Origin of the sequence: Klebsiella sp. YJ (assembly GCF_002108615.1) — a bacterium.
Classification (GTDB): domain Bacteria; phylum Pseudomonadota; class Gammaproteobacteria; order Enterobacterales; family Enterobacteriaceae; genus Klebsiella; species Klebsiella planticola.
This window is the reverse complement of record NZ_MTEG01000005.1, coordinates 258,898-273,276: the sequence shown is the minus strand read 5'-3', so window position 1 is coordinate 273,276 and position 14,379 is coordinate 258,898. Positions and strand designations below refer to the sequence as shown.

Annotated in this window: 11 protein-coding genes and 1 pseudogene; 5 read left to right on the top strand and 7 right to left on the bottom strand. The window is 54.1% G+C overall.

What is annotated here, in order from left to right; translation table 11 throughout:
* Positions 1-3 precede the first annotated feature (3 nt).
* The 4 genes and pseudogenes from bglF to BV390_RS07130 form a co-directional block, all read right to left on the bottom strand.
* Positions 4-1,975 (bottom strand): annotated as a pseudogene (gene bglF / locus BV390_RS07145) (PTS beta-glucoside transporter subunit IIABC).
* A 32-nt stretch (positions 1,976-2,007) separates the two neighbouring features.
* Positions 2,008-2,841, bottom strand: coding sequence for a transcriptional antiterminator BglG (gene bglG, locus BV390_RS07140; protein ID WP_004864750.1), 834 nt, complete (start codon positions 2,839-2,841; stop codon positions 2,008-2,010).
* A 164-nt stretch (positions 2,842-3,005) separates the two neighbouring features.
* On the bottom strand, positions 3,006-4,685 hold the full coding sequence (locus BV390_RS07135; protein WP_047663318.1) for a glycoside hydrolase family 43 protein: 1,680 nt from the start codon (positions 4,683-4,685) through the stop codon (positions 3,006-3,008).
* A gap of 19 nt (positions 4,686-4,704) precedes the next feature.
* Positions 4,705-6,033, bottom strand: coding sequence for a glycoside-pentoside-hexuronide (GPH):cation symporter (locus tag BV390_RS07130; RefSeq protein ID WP_227517230.1), 1,329 nt, complete (start codon positions 6,031-6,033; stop codon positions 4,705-4,707).
* A 210-nt stretch (positions 6,034-6,243) separates the two neighbouring features.
* Here BV390_RS07130 and BV390_RS07125 point away from each other — a divergent pair, with 210 nt between their 5' ends.
* Complete coding sequence (locus BV390_RS07125) at positions 6,244-7,104, top strand: helix-turn-helix transcriptional regulator (protein WP_046852040.1); 861 nt, start codon at positions 6,244-6,246, stop codon at positions 7,102-7,104.
* A 42-nt stretch (positions 7,105-7,146) separates the two neighbouring features.
* Here BV390_RS07125 and BV390_RS07120 read toward each other — a convergent pair whose 3' ends face one another.
* Entirely contained in the window at positions 7,147-8,511 is a 1,365-nt protein-coding gene (locus BV390_RS07120) for a carbohydrate porin (RefSeq protein WP_032686711.1), read from the bottom strand.
* 353 nt (positions 8,512-8,864) lie between these two features.
* The gene (gene dusC / locus BV390_RS07115; protein WP_046852038.1) at positions 8,865-9,797 is read right to left on the bottom strand and encodes a tRNA dihydrouridine(16) synthase DusC; all 933 of its coding nucleotides are present in this window, start codon (positions 9,795-9,797) and stop codon (positions 8,865-8,867) included.
* 370 nt (positions 9,798-10,167) lie between these two features.
* Here dusC and BV390_RS07110 point away from each other — a divergent pair, with 370 nt between their 5' ends.
* The 4 genes from BV390_RS07110 to sanA all read left to right on the top strand — a co-directional run bounded on the left by BV390_RS07110 (position 10,168) and on the right by sanA (position 13,112).
* Positions 10,168-10,575, top strand: coding sequence for a CidA/LrgA family protein (locus BV390_RS07110; protein WP_004864758.1), 408 nt, complete (start codon positions 10,168-10,170; stop codon positions 10,573-10,575).
* Positions 10,565-11,260: a CidB/LrgB family autolysis modulator gene (locus tag BV390_RS07105; RefSeq protein WP_004864760.1), complete on the top strand. Its 696-nt coding sequence runs from the start codon at positions 10,565-10,567 to the stop codon at positions 11,258-11,260. The genes BV390_RS07110 and BV390_RS07105 overlap by 11 nt, the downstream gene beginning before the upstream one ends.
* A gap of 127 nt (positions 11,261-11,387) precedes the next feature.
* Positions 11,388-12,272, top strand: a complete 885-nt coding sequence (cdd, locus tag BV390_RS07100; protein WP_032695436.1) for a cytidine deaminase — start codon at positions 11,388-11,390, stop codon at positions 12,270-12,272.
* 126 nt (positions 12,273-12,398) lie between these two features.
* Entirely contained in the window at positions 12,399-13,112 is a 714-nt protein-coding gene (sanA, locus tag BV390_RS07095; RefSeq protein ID WP_004864763.1) for an outer membrane permeability protein SanA, read from the top strand.
* 251 nt (positions 13,113-13,363) lie between these two features.
* Here the strand turns inward: sanA and mglC are convergent, their stop codons facing one another.
* On the bottom strand, positions 13,364-14,374 hold the full coding sequence (gene mglC / locus BV390_RS07090) for a galactose/methyl galactoside ABC transporter permease MglC (RefSeq protein WP_004864765.1): 1,011 nt from the start codon (positions 14,372-14,374) through the stop codon (positions 13,364-13,366).
* Between the last annotated feature and the right edge of the window lie 5 nt (positions 14,375-14,379).

The following is a 14,379-nucleotide window of genomic DNA, read 5'->3' as shown; positions in this document are numbered from 1 at the left end:
TGATTAATGGCTGACGGACAACAGCGGCTGGCCGGCATCAACCACGCTGGTGGATTCGATGTCTACGGAACGATAATCGTCGCTGTTGCTGATAATAATCGGGGTCGCCAGGTCATAACCGGCGTCCAGAATGGCCTGGCGATCAAATTCGAGCAGCAAATCACCGGCTTTGACCTTATCGCCTTCTTTAACATGGGCGGTAAACGGCGCGCCATCGAGTTTCACGGTGTCAATACCGACATGGATTAACAGCTCAATGCCGCTATCGCTGAGCAGGCCAATCGCGTGCCTGGTCTGAAATAGTGACGCCACCTCTCCGGAGAACGGCGCAATCACTTTGCCGACGGCGGGAATGATCGCCACGCCTTTTCCCAGCAGACCGCTGGCGAAGGTGCTATCGGGGACCTGATCCAGCGCCAGTACGGTACCGGACATCGGGGCAAGAATATCGTTTTCCGATACCGGGGCAAGCGGAACGTCCGCTGCTTCCGTCCGGCTCACCGGCAGTCCGGCGATAAAGGTCAGCGCGCAGGAGATAACCAGTGCAGCCACGATACCAATCGCTCCGCCCCATACGGTGTCGTCGATCCCGTGCGGCGGAATCATCTGCGCGAGGGTGAAAATATTGGCAAAGCCAAAGGAGTAGACGTGGCTGTCGCTCAGCCCAACGATGGCTCCACCGATGGCACCGGCCACACAGCCAAAGATAAACGGGCGACGCAGCGGCAGAGTCAGGCCATAAATCGCCGGTTCGGTGATGCCAAAGATCCCGGCGGATACCGCAGAGCCGGCCAGCACTTTTTGCCGCGCATCGCGGGTGCGCAGGAATATTCCCAGCGCCGCCCCGACCTGCCCCATCACCGCCGGCAGCAGCATCGGCAGCATCGAGTCCTGTCCCAGCACCGTCAGATTATTAATCATCAAGGGGATCAACCCCCAGTGCAGGCCAAAAATAACGCATACCTGCCACAGCGCCCCCATCGCCGCGCCCGCCAGCCACGGCGCGACCGTGTAGATAATCTGGTAGCCGTGGGCCAGCAGTTGACTTAGCCAGGTGGCCACCGGACCGATAGCGAGGAAGGTCAGCGGAACCACTACGGCGATGCAAAACAGCGGCGTAAAGAAGTTTTTCATTGCTGAAGGGAGCAGCGCATTGCTTTTGCGCTCCAGCCAGCAGCTCACCCACGATGCGAGGATAATCGGGATCACCGAGGAGCTGTAGTTGATAAAGGTCACCGGAATGCCGAGAAAGTACGCCGCCTCCGAGCCGGGCTGCTGGGCCGCATCAAAAGCCTGAATCATCATCGGATGGGTCAACGCCCCGCCGATCACCATGGTAATAAACGGATTACCGCCGAATTTTTTCCCGGCGGTATAGCCCAGAAACAGCGGGAAGAAAAAGAACAGCGCGTCGCTGGCGGCAAACCAGATTTTATAGGTCCCCTGCTGCGGAGTCAGCCAGCCGCAAACCACCGCCAGCGCCAGCAGCCCTTTCAGGATCCCCGAGGCCGCCAGTACGCCGATAAACGGCGTGAAAATGCCGGAAACCACATCAATCACCTGGCCAAGCACCGAGGTTTTGTCCCCGGAACTGGCCACCGGTTCGCTGTCGTCCGTCAGACCCGCTTCATTGCGTACCGCCTGCCAGACATCGTGGACGTGGTTACCGATCACCACCTGAAACTGGCCGCCGCTTTCCACCACCATGATGACGCCAGGGTTTGTCTTCAGTCCTTCCGCGTCCGCCTTCTTGTTCTCTTTGAGCTTAAAGCGCAGCCGTGTGGCGCAGTGAACCAGACTCACGATATTCTCTTTGCCACCAACCCGGCTAAGAATATCCTGCGCGAGTGCTTTATATTCCATGCTGTTTTCCTTACTTCCGCTGCCCGCAGGCAACCGTGACTGAGTATAAAAATAAAAAAAACCCGAGAACCACGCCGGATATGGCGTCGCGCTCAGGTTTTGCCTGCGTTATGCAGTAACAATCCAGTTTTCAGATAAAGGGAGTTAACGCCCTTCTTTTCTCACCCGCTCGATATGGATGGCGAGAAACATAATTTCTTCCGTCGTCAGCGACCGCTGATAGCTTTTCTGTAGATGAATCGCGACGGTTTCTGCACATTTCCACGCTTTGGCGTAGTTATCTTTCACCGCACTGTGCAAGGTGACATCATCATCTGCGACCACCGTGCGCGTCAGCATCCGCTGGGCGAAAAACTTCAGGTGAGTGACAAAGCGCTGGTAGCTCAGCGACTCTTCGTCATAGTTCAACTGCAGTTGATACTTCACCAGCTGCAGGATTTCCTGCATTACCCGGGTGACATGCATCACTTCCGGCATTTCGCTGTTGAGCTGCGCGGTGACCAGGTGCAGCGCAATAAACCCGGCCTCATCTTCGGCGAGCTCAACGCCGAGCCGCCTGGCGATAATCGCCCGCGCCTCCTGTCCGAGCTCAAATTCCTTCGGATAAAGCCGCTTAATTTCCCACAGCAGTACGTTGCGGATCGTCACCCCATTCTTTTGCCGTTCAATGGCAAAATGGCAGTGATCGGTCAGGGTGATATACAGGCTCTCCTGCAACTTACCTAACCGCCCGCGCGCCAGTTCAATAATCCGATCGCAGGTGGTCATCACTTCTAACGGTATCTGACTGAGTAATTCACCTAAACGGCCAACCAGTTCATCGCTCTGTAGCGCGAAGATCTTTTCAATTTTACTTTCGTCCAGTGAGTCGCCGACGCGTTTCTGAAAGGCTAGCCCTCGCCCCATCACCACCTGTTCGCGTCGCTGCTCATCTAAAACAACCACCACATTATTATTAAGAACTTTGGCGATTTGCATATGAACCCCAGAAACAAAAAAACCTGACCCCCGACAAATGCCGGGAAATCAGGTTTTGCCTGCCGAAGCAGTAGCAATCCAACACCCGCACTGTAGCAATTTCTTCCGCCGTCTCAACCCGCGAAGCAGAAAAACGTGATACGGATCGCGACTAATCCACTTATCTACTCCGGTTGTGGTAACGAGCGCTGCTCAAAGGCGCGGTATTCCAGCGAATAAAACGACGCCTGTCGCCGATGGTAGGCGGAATCCACGCAGCCAATACCGACAAACGCGCCGGTAAATTCGCCATAGCGGCTGTATTCATCAGAAAACAAGGCGGTGCTGTAGGTCTGGCCTATGGCGTGGAAGGTCTGATTGTCTGGCGACCAGAAAAACCGCGTCGACTTTCCGTCAATCGCCAGCCGCAGATAAACCGGGCCATCCACGCCGGACACCGTTGCCAGATGATCTTCCCGCTTCAGACCGTTATCGACATGAATAATATAAAAACGTGAGCAGCGCTGCCGATCGTCAAAGGTTTTCTGCAGGAACAGATAGTTCATGTTGTCGTAGTACAGCACCAGTCCGGCGCTGTGCTGGAACACCTCGGGTTGAAAATCCATGCATGCCGTCAGCGTGGCGTACACCGAGGTCAGTTTCCGCGCCAGCAGACTGACGCGGTTCTCAGAACACAGCGACTCCTGACCGCGTAGCGACAGATACCCTTCTTCGGGCGCATAGCGCGTGAAGTCCGCAGCCGGAATGCGCGGCGCATACCACTCCGGCGACAATCCCTGCGCAGAAAAATCAACCTGCTCAACCCGTTCAGCCTGCTCATCAACCGCGGTCGATGGCCCTATTTCGACATATTCCTGCGCCAGGTTGCCGCCCGCACTCAGGCGCAGCCACCCCTCCGGAGTCCAGCGCATTTTTTGAAGTGCGGTCTCTCGTCCCAGCGTACAAGCCAGTTCCGGAAGCAGCGGTCGGGCGCACAGGTGGGCTACGATGACATTCCCATGATCATCTTCGACATAGCTGGCGTGACCGGATTTTTGCAGCGCCGATGCCGGATTAAAACACTCCCGCCGCAGATAGTCTTTATCAAACGCCGATGCGGAGGTTTTCTCGATATGCACCGGCTTTTGCAAATCCTCCGCTCGCGCCGAGGTTAGCAGCGGGCTTTGCGGATCTTTTTCATAAGGGCCCAGAATATGCCGCGCCCGTCCGAGGGTTACGCAGTGGCCGTAGCCAGTGCCGCCCTCGGCGCACATGATGTAATAATAGCCATTGCGCCGGGTGATATGCGCCCCTTCCGCCATGCCATACACCCCTTGCCAGATCCGCTGCGGATAGCCAACCGGCGCTTTCGCCAGCGGATCGTACTCCACGATCGAGATCGCCCCGCTATAGTCATCCCGGGTCTCCCAATCGACGGCGACGATCCATTTTCTACCGTCATCGTCGTGGAAAACAGAGGCGTCATAGCCCACGGAGTGGATATAGACCGGCTCGCTCCATGGACCGCTAATCTCCGCGGCGGTGACCAGATAGTTATCGACATCAAAATAGCGGCCATTCATGGCGTTCATGATGCCGTAAACCACGTAAAAGAGCTGGTCGGCTTCACACCAAGTGAGACACGGCGCCCAGATACCTTTGGCGGAGCGCAGTTTGCGCAGATCCAACGTTTGCGGATCGTTGAGCACATGGGTGCGTAACGTCCAGTTCTCTAAATCGGTGGAATGATAGACCGGAATACCGGGAAACCATTCGAATGACGAAACGGCAATATAATAGTCAGCGCCCCGCCGACAGATTGCCGGATCAGGATTAAAACCACCTAATACTGGATTTTTAATCATTAACCACGTCCTTTTTAAATTATAACGTACTGGTTTTTTCCACCATCGCCAGCGAGCGATCGGATAAAGAATAACGGCGCATAATGAGCACCAACGCCAGCACCAGAACCGCCGGTAATATGGTAAAAATTAATTTAATTGTCAGAATTGCCGCCTGCGGTTGCTGCGCCGCGCCACCGATATAATCACTCCATGACAATAGCCAGCCCATCAGCGCACCGCCGATTGCAATACCTAATTTGATGGCAAAAAGATTGGTTGAAAAAACGATACCACTCATTTTCTTACCGGTATCTCTTTCAATCGCATCAACGACATCCGAAAGCATCGCCCACTGCAATGGCGTGGCCGCCAGTTGAATAAAATTAATCGCAATAATAAAAGCAAAAATAATGATTAGCGACGACTGGGAAAAGAAATAGAGCAGCGCCAGTAATATCGCCTCGAGCAACATCGCCAGCTTAAATCCCCGAACCTTATCCATGCCACGAAAAATATAGACCGATAAAATGGTCCCGGCCAACCCGGAAACAATTGATATGGTGATCATCATGCTGCTCAGATCGCTGCGTCGCAAAACGTAATTACAGAAGTAAATAATGATCCCCATTTTAAAGATAACCGCGACCAGATTGACGACGTTAAGCGTAAAGAGGATGCGCCAGTCCCGGTTTTTCAATAATATACGCAGATCCTGCAACAGACTCCCGCGATTGGCATCGATTGTCGCGATCGAGGTCTCTTTGGTCAGGAAGAAACAGAGGTAAAACAAAATAATGCCCAGGCTGCTAATCAGCACCATGGCATAAAAATAGCCATTCTGGATATTTCCTTTCCCCAGCCATGCCACCGCAGGAAGCGCGGCCACTGAGACTAATAGCCCGCCTGCGGAGCTCATGGCGAAGCGCCAGGATTGCAACGATACCCGTTCGACGGAGCTCTGGCTGATATTGTTAATCATCGCGCAATAGGGAACATTAATGGCGCTATATAACAGCGATAGCAGGGTATAAGAACAATAGGCGTAAATCAGCTTGCCGGTATAGGAAAAATCAGGCGTGTAAAAGGTCAGCATGCACATTACGCCAAACGGAATCGCAAACCACAGCAAATAAGGACGAAACTGGCCATATTTAGTGCGCGTGCGGTCAGTCACCGCGCCGATCCCCACATCAAAAAAAGCATCAATTACCCGAACGGCTAAAAACATCGTCCCCATATGCGCCGGTGACAAACCAAATATATCCGTATAAAAATAGGCCATAAATAACATGATGGATGACCATACCAAATTACAGGCGGTGTCTCCAAGTCCATAGCCCATTTTCTGATACCAGTTTAATGGCATTATTCTGTTCATTGATGATAGCCCCATACAAAGAAAGGTTGTTGCTGCTGACAAGGCCATTGTAGTCCCGTCGCCTCCCTCAATATGTATAAATAGAGGATAGCTATATAATAAAAGTGAACCTGCCCTGTGATGGCTATCGCATTTACATTAAGAACGCTTTTTGTTTTATTTGCCGATCGGCATATAGTATAAAAAAGGAGGCGTTTTATGCATGATGACCCGGTAACATATGAAAATATCATTACGCTGACCCAAGAACTCTACTACCTGCAGCAATATCAGCTCCCCGAGTATTCTGGCGATGATGTAAAGACACATTTTCACTTTATGTATGAATTAATGTGGTTCGATCGTTCCTGTGGTTATTTTGGCATCAACGATCGGCAGATCCCGATAAAAAACGGCACGCTGATTTTCGTTCCGGCGCTGATCCCCCATGCGATGTACCTGACCCCCGAGTACAATCACAACCGCTATCTGTTCCAGTTTGAATTTGATTTTCTCAATCCGCTGGCGGTGAGCCATTTTTCCCGACAAAAGGATCGCATCCGGGTTCTGTATCCGGATCCCGCGACCGGCGGGCAGTTGACGGCACTGTTTGACTGGGCCGTGAGTCTGGGAAAGAAAGCGGATAACCAGGCGGTATTTTTGAAAAGCATCGCTCTGCTGATGGAGTTCGTGTTCTCCCTGGACCACGATGATGAGACGTTCCCCCATGCTCCCGGCAGTGACTTTGTGAGCAGAGTGCGGCAATTAGTGTATGAGATTGAAGAGCATAAAGCCTGGGAGACCACCACGCTGGAGGCGGCGCAGCGGTGCCAGGTATCGAAGTCCTACTTTTCGCGCATGTTTAAGCAGCTGTTTAACATGACGTTCAAAGAGTATATTTTTCTGCGTAAGCTCAAGGTGGCGGTACAACTGCTGACCTCCAGCCAGCTAAAAATCGTTGATGTAGCCCAAACCGCGGGCTTTACCGATAGCGCCTATTTCTGTTTACGCTTCCGCCAGCACCTCGGCTGCACGCCGCTGGAATTTCGCGACCGTCTGGATAACCGACGCGTCGGATAACACCCGCCCGTACGGCGGGCAGATGTCCGTCGGCCCGTCGATTCAGAAAGTCACCACGGTTTTCCACTCGATTACCCAGGCATCCTGAGTCTGAGCGACGCCGCCCGGGCGATGCCAGTACTGCAGGCCTGGCTGCAGCTCAAGCCACGAAACCGGACGCAGGCGGTAGTACAGTTCAGCATTCACCGAATGCCCGGCCACCGGCTGATAGTTCGCCGCGTAGTAGTCCGTAGCTCCGCTGACCTCATTCATATACTGCTGGTTGCGCGCATAATGGTTGCTCATATCCATCCAGGTCAGGCCAAAGCCCAGCCAGTCTTGCGGGCGGGCGTCAAAGAGGCCGCGATAGCGCATTGATGCGGCCACGGAGGTATGGATGTAGTTGCTGCGCTGATCGCTATAGCTGCCGCTCAGCGAGACGCTCATCCCGCGGTCAGGGTCGTCGACATGGCGGGTTATCTGCTGGTTCATCCCGGCATACAGAAACCAGGTGCTATCGTGTTGCGCATATCCTTGTGGGTCAGTGGCTCCGGGGCCGCCGGATTTTCCGGTATACAGATCGCTCTGCGGCGCGTTGGTGTAGAGCACACCGAGGTTATACGCGCCGGAGAGGCCGTTGATTACCGGCCGCGCTTCAATCTCTACCGGCAGCAGAATGCCTTTACTGCCTTTTGTCGACCAGCTCCACGCGTGGCTGCGGGAGGAGGCCTCCGGGTTTTGCTCCATGACACCGCCCTTCAGCGTCAGCGTCGGGGTCAGCTTATATTCCACGGTCGTTCCCCAGGTATGGACGTTCCAGTTGTTCCAGGTCATCGAGTTGGCGGACTTACCGCCGCACTGTGAAAGCAGCTGGAAATCGCAGGGGATAATCTGATCGAAGGTCTGCACCTTATTCATCATGCCGATACGCCACGTCAGACGGCGGTCATCGAAGCTACGGGCAAAGGTCAGCCAGCCAAGACGAGTAATCGACTGACCTCCCCAGCTCTCCTGCGCCAGATCGTTAAAATTAACCCGCGGATCCTGTAACCGCTGGGTGGTCAGGTTGTCATCGTGGTTACGGTTAACGATATTTCCCTCGATGCGTGCATCCGGGATCCCGGTCCAGCGCTCCAGGTCCTGCGTAAAGGTCAGAGCGACCTGATCGATATAAGCCAGCTGTTTGTCATGATTATATCCGCCACCGGCGTTGTAACCCATTTCATTGAGGTAACCGAGATTATAATTAAATCCGTTATCTTCAAGGATTGGACGAATCCCTGACATCTCTCCGAGCAGACCTTTTTGCGGGTTCTCAAAACCTAATACCGTACCGTTCCATTTTTCCGTTTCCGCGGCAAAAGCGCCGGGAGTTAACAGAGAAAATGTCACTATCAACAGGAGGTGATTTATTTTTTTGTTGTGCATAATGATATCCGTTGTGACTGAATAAGGGTAATAGCTGGCCCCAGGCAATAAACCCGCCCGTTTTTGGTCTTTATATTTATTTTTTCAATACCTGGCCCGCCAGCCATTCAACTGCTTTGTTGAAGCAACCGGACAGGTCATAACTTATTGTTTTAAATAACCATTTTATTCCTCAAAAATAAAAGGCAAAAAAAAACCTAAGCACTCCAGCCACGAATGGCGGAAGTGCTTAGGTTTTGCCTGTATCAGTAGCAACCCTGAATATATGATTAGCACGATATCACTCAGCGACAGAAATTCCCATCAGCAGATGGTCCCGAAGTAATAAAGTGTGAGCGATTTAACAATCTTTCCTAATAACGGGCAATGGCTCCCGCAATGTCCGCCGAGGTTTTCAGCGTGCGTATTTCATTAAACACGACCAGCGCCTCATCATATTCTTTGCGCAAATAACTGAGCCACTGTTTAATTCGCGCAACATGATACAGCCCGGTATCGCCCTGTTTTTCCAGACGCGTATATTTTTTCAGTAGCTCCACGACCTGCGGCCACGGCATGCGCGGTTCATTATATTTGATGACCCGGCTTAAATTTGGCACGTTCAGCGCGCCGCGACCAATCATCAGCGAGTCGCAGCCGGTGACCGCCAGACACTCCTGTGCGCTTTGCCAGTCCCAGATTTCGCCGTTAGCGACAACCGGAATTGACAGCCGCTGGCGGATTTCGCCAATCGCCGCCCAGTTGATCCGCTCCGCTTTATAAGCGTCTTCTTTCGTGCGTCCATGAACCACGAGCTCCGTCGCGCCGGCCTGCTCTACCGCATCGGCAATTTCGAACTGGCGTGCGCCGCTGTCCCAGCCCAGGCGAATTTTGACCGTCACCGGCAGATGATCCGGTACCGCTTCACGCATCGCTTTTGCGCCACGATAAATAAGCTCCGGATCTTTAAGCAGCGTCGCCCCGCCGCCGCTGCCGTTCACCAGCTTTGACGGACAGCCGCAGTTCAAGTCGACGCCCCAGGAGCCCAGCTCCACCGCCCGCGCGGCATTTTCCGCCAGCCATTGCGGATATTGTCCCAGCAGCTGCACCCGGACGCGGGTGCCGGAAGGCGTGCGGCTTTGATGATGGAGTTCCGGGCACAGTTTATAGAACGATTTTACCGGCAGCAGCTGATCCACCACCCGCAGAAACTCGGTGATGCAGAGATCGTAATCGTTAACCTCGGTCAGCAACTCGCGCACCAGCGAATCGAGCACGCCTTCCATCGGCGCCAGTAATACACGCATATTGTTACCCGGAAAAAAAAGAGGCGCTATGGTAGCGCCTCTGTGCGTCGGTTGAAAGATCTCAATGTGGCTCGGCTGCACTTACCGGTCGAAACGTGCGATAAGGCAGGGATAGCGCCATGCGTATCAGGCTTAATTTGCCGCGCAGCGAACAGCAGGGTTGTGCCGGAGCGGCGGGGCTAAAGCGCGGTCCCCCCGCTCTCCCTGAGCTGTTTTCACTATTATTTATCGCAGGATTCATCAACATGCATTCCGCATGCCCGAAGGTTCCATTACTCTATTCAATCTATGCCTGGAATTCATGATGTGATCGGTAGCACATTTCAAGGTTTAATTGTATGATGAATACGGTTCATCAAGGGTTATTACCATGAGTAAATCGCTGAATATTATCTGGCAGTACCTGCGGGCTTTTGTCCTGATCTATGCTTGTTTATACGCCGGGATTTTTATTGCTTCCCTGCTGCCCATTACCATTCCCGGCAGCATCATCGGCATGCTGATTTTGTTCGTTCTTCTGGCGCTACAGATTATGCCGCCGAAATGGGTCAACCCCGGCTGCAACATCTTGATTCGCTATATGGCGCTGCTGTTTGTGCCCATCGGCGTTGGCGTCATGCAATACTGGGATCTGCTGCGTGCGCAGCTTGGCCCGGTGGCAATCTCCTGCACGATCAGTACATTAGTGGTCTTCCTGGTGGTGAGCTGGAGCTCACATCTGGTTCACGGCGAGCGTAAAGTGGTCGGTCAAACAGAGGACGTCAAAGATGATGCATGAAATCTGGTGGTCCTTGCCGCTGACGCTGATCGTTTTTTTCCTCGCCCGCAAGCTGGCCGCGCGGTTTAAATTTCCGCTGCTAAATCCTCTGCTGGTGGCGATGGTCGTGATCATCCCCTTTTTGTTACTCAGCGGTATCTCCTACGATCGCTATTTTCAGGGCAGTAAAATTCTCAACGATTTACTTCAGCCTGCGGTTGTGGCGCTGGCCTTCCCGTTGTATGAGCAGCTGCACCAGATCCGCGCCCGCTGGAAATCGATCATTACGATCTGCTTTATCGGTAGCGTCGTCGCGATGGTGACCGGCACCACCGTTGCGCTGCTGCTCGGGGCGACACCGCAAATCGCCGCGTCCATTATGCCGAAATCGGTCACCACGCCGATTGCTATGGCGGTCAGCGGGAGCATTGGCGGTATTCCGGCCATCAGCGCGGTGTGCGTTATTTTCGTGGGGATTCTCGGCGCGGTTTTTGGCCACAGCCTGCTTAACCTGATGCGCATTCGCACCAAAGCCTCGCGCGGCCTGTCAATGGGGACCGCATCGCATGCCCTGGGAACCGCCCGCTGCGCGGAGCTGGATTATCAGGAAGGGGCGTTCAGCTCCCTGGCGCTGGTGCTGTGCGGGATTATCACGTCGCTGGTGGCCCCCTTTTTGTTCCCGCTGATTCTGGCTATCGTGGGATAAATGTGATTTACATCACATTTATTGGTGCAACATAAACATGTTGCATAAACAATGAGATATTAATCACATATACGGGCTACCCCCGCCCGTACACTAGATTCCCATTACATTGTTATGAGGCAACGCCATGCACCCACGTTTTCAAGCTGCTCTTCCCCTTCTGGCGGCAGACCTGCAAGCGGCCATCGCACCAATGCTGATCGACCCGCACTTCCCGGCTTTGCTGGATGCCAGCCAAGTCGCGACGCTGCGGAACGCAACGGGCCTTGATGAAGACGCGCTGGCCTTTGCGCTGCTGCCGCTCGCGGCGGCCTGTGCGCGCGCCGACCTCTCCCATTTTAACGTGGGCGCCATCGCTCGCGGCATTAGCGGTAGCTGGTATTTTGGCGGCAACATGGAGTTCCTCGGCGCCACGATGCAGCAAACCGTGCACGCCGAGCAAAGCGCCATTAGCCACGCGTGGCTGCGCGGCGAACAGTCGCTGAATGCCATTACCGTCAACTACACCCCCTGCGGTCACTGTCGTCAGTTTATGAATGAGCTGAACAGCAGCCAGGTCCTGCGTATTCATCTGCCGGGTCGCGAAGCGCATTCGCTGCAGCACTATCTGCCGGATGCCTTCGGTCCGAAGGATCTCGAGATTAAAACGCTGCTGATGGATGAACAGGATCATGGTTTCCCGCTGACCGGCGACACTCTGGCGCAGGCGGCCATTCAGGCAGCCAACCGCTGCCATATGCCCTACAGCCACTCACCTTCCGGCGTGGCGCTGGAGTTGAAAGACGGCACCATTTTCGCCGGTAGCTATGCGGAAAACGCGGCGTTTAACCCGACGCTGCCGCCGCTGCAGGGAGCGCTCAACCTGCTGAGCCTCAACGGATATGACTATCCGGATATTCAGCGCGCCATTCTGGCTGAGAAAGCCGATGCGGCGCTGATTCAGTGGGATGCAACCGTCGCAACGCTGAAAGCGTTGGGTTGTCACAATATTGATCGCGTCCTGCTCGGCTAAATGACCCGCCATGCGGGCTCCATCGGCCCGCATTGTTGAAAATCCCCGCAATTAAACGATGGTTTCTTGCTCTTGCCCGGCGGGTAAAGTAGCCTGATAGCTCCATTGTCCACATGAGTCAGGTGAATGTTAAAGCGTGTGTTATACAGCCTGTTAGTCCTGTTCGGCCTGCTGCTGTTGACCGTGCTGGGTCTTGACCGTTGGATGAGCTGGAAAACCGCTCCCTATATCTATGATGAACTCCAGGATCTGCCCTACCGCCAGGTGGGGGTGGTGCTCGGCACCGCCAAGTACTATCGCACCGGAGTGATTAATCAGTATTATCGCTATCGTATTCAGGGGGCGCTGAACGCTTACAATAGCGGCAAGGTGAACTACCTGCTGCTCAGCGGCGATAATGCGCTGCAAAGCTACAACGAACCGATGACCATGCGCCGCGATTTAATCAAAGGCGGCGTCGACCCCGCCGATATCGTGCTCGATTACGCCGGGTTCCGTACCCTCGACTCTATCGTGCGCACCCGCAAGGTTTTCGATACCAACGACTTTATTATCATTACCCAGCGCTTCCACTGCGAACGAGCGCTGTTTATCGCCCTGCATATGGGGATCCAGGCGCAGTGTTACGCCGTACCTTCGCCGAAAGATATGTGGAACGTGCGTTTACGCGAGTTTGGCGCCCGGTTTGGCGCGCTGGCAGATTTATACGTGTTCAAACGCGAACCCCGCTTTTTAGGGCCGCTGATACCGATACCAACTTTGCAGGAAGTGCCTGAGGGAGCGCAGTCCTATCCTGCCGTCACGCCAGAACAGCTGCTGGAACTGCAAAAGAGTAAGTGACGGTCGTTGATGACGGTATGCTTTCCCCCGGCCCGTTCGCCATCCCCTTCTGCAGAATGCCGCCTTGCGCGGTAAGCCGTTTATCGTAGCCTGGTTCAGGTAAACGGTAGTTTGGGCTAAGCGCACTCTACGACATGTCCCCCAACAACCGGACTGAGGCCGCGGCAACAATCTCCCACTGTCGCCCAGGCCGTGATCAAAAGACGAAAAAAAGCCCGCGCCAATGGCGCGGGCAGGATAACAACGGACGATTATTTTTTGCGCGCGTATTTCAACGAATCCAGCGCCACGGCGAAGATAATGATCGCCCCTTTGATGATGTACTGCCAGTAGGGGTTTACGCCGATATAGGTCAGGCCGTAGTTGATAACGGTGAAGATGATCACCCCGGTCACCACACCAAGCACCGTACCCACACCGCCGCTGAACGACACGCCGCCGACGACGCAGGCCGCAATCGCATCCAGTTCATACATAAAGCCGAGGTTGTTGGTGGCCGAACCGATACGCCCGGCCTCCAGCAGACCGCCAAAAGCATAGAACACACCGGACAGGGCATAAATCATCAGCAGGTTCAGCGCCACGTTCACGCCAGAAACCTTCGCCGCTTCCGGGTTACCGCCGATGGCAAAAATATTTTTACCAAAACGGGTTTTATTCCACAGGATCCACACGAAGAACACCGCAATCGCCGCGTAGAACGTAATGTACGACAGGCGGAACGATCCCAGCGCGATAAACCCTTGCGCGAAGTGCGAGAAGTGGCTGTCAAAGCCGGAAATAGGCGATGCGCCGACAAAATCGTAGTACAGGGAGTTGATGCCGTAGACAATGATCATCGTACCGAGGGTGGTGATAAACGGCGTCACGTTCAGATACGCGATAATGATCCCGTTAATCAGCCCGATAACCGCACCGATCGCGCAGACCAGCAGGATCACCAGCGGAATCGGCATGGTCGCCATCTCCGGGAACACCTTGTTGGCATTATCGACCGCCTGGAGCATGGTTGCGGCGATAACCGCCGCCAGCCCGACCTGGCGACCGGCAGAGAGGTCGGTACCCTGGGTCACAATCAGCCCGGCAACGCCGAGCGCGATAATAATACGCACCGAAGACTGAGTCAGGATGTTACTCAAGTTCAGCAAACTTAAGAACGTCGGGTCCTGGAAAATAATAATCGCCAGCAAAACCAAAAGAACAACGTAAATCCCACCGTCTTTCAGGTACGTGAGAAAACTTTTTTTATTTAACGCACTCATGAGAA

Coding starts and splice junctions, on each gene's coding strand:
- BV390_RS07105 (WP_004864760.1), top strand. CDS start 10,565: ATGATGCATGAAATCTGGTGGTCCTTGCCGCTGACGCTGATCGTTTTT.
- sanA (WP_004864763.1), top strand. CDS start 12,399: ATGTTAAAGCGTGTGTTATACAGCCTGTTAGTCCTGTTCGGCCTGCTG.
- BV390_RS07120 (WP_032686711.1), bottom strand. CDS start 8,511: ATGCACAACAAAAAAATAAATCACCTCCTGTTGATAGTGACATTTTCT.
- BV390_RS07135 (WP_047663318.1), bottom strand. CDS start 4,685: ATGATTAAAAATCCAGTATTAGGTGGTTTTAATCCTGATCCGGCAATC.
- BV390_RS07110 (WP_004864758.1), top strand. CDS start 10,168: ATGAGTAAATCGCTGAATATTATCTGGCAGTACCTGCGGGCTTTTGTC.
- mglC (WP_004864765.1), bottom strand. CDS start 14,374: ATGAGTGCGTTAAATAAAAAAAGTTTTCTCACGTACCTGAAAGACGGT.
- dusC (WP_046852038.1), bottom strand. CDS start 9,797: ATGCGTGTATTACTGGCGCCGATGGAAGGCGTGCTCGATTCGCTGGTG.
- BV390_RS07125 (WP_046852040.1), top strand. CDS start 6,244: ATGCATGATGACCCGGTAACATATGAAAATATCATTACGCTGACCCAA.
- BV390_RS07130 (WP_227517230.1), bottom strand. CDS start 6,033: ATGCCATTAAACTGGTATCAGAAAATGGGCTATGGACTTGGAGACACC.
- cdd (WP_032695436.1), top strand. CDS start 11,388: ATGCACCCACGTTTTCAAGCTGCTCTTCCCCTTCTGGCGGCAGACCTG.
- bglG (WP_004864750.1), bottom strand. CDS start 2,841: ATGCAAATCGCCAAAGTTCTTAATAATAATGTGGTGGTTGTTTTAGAT.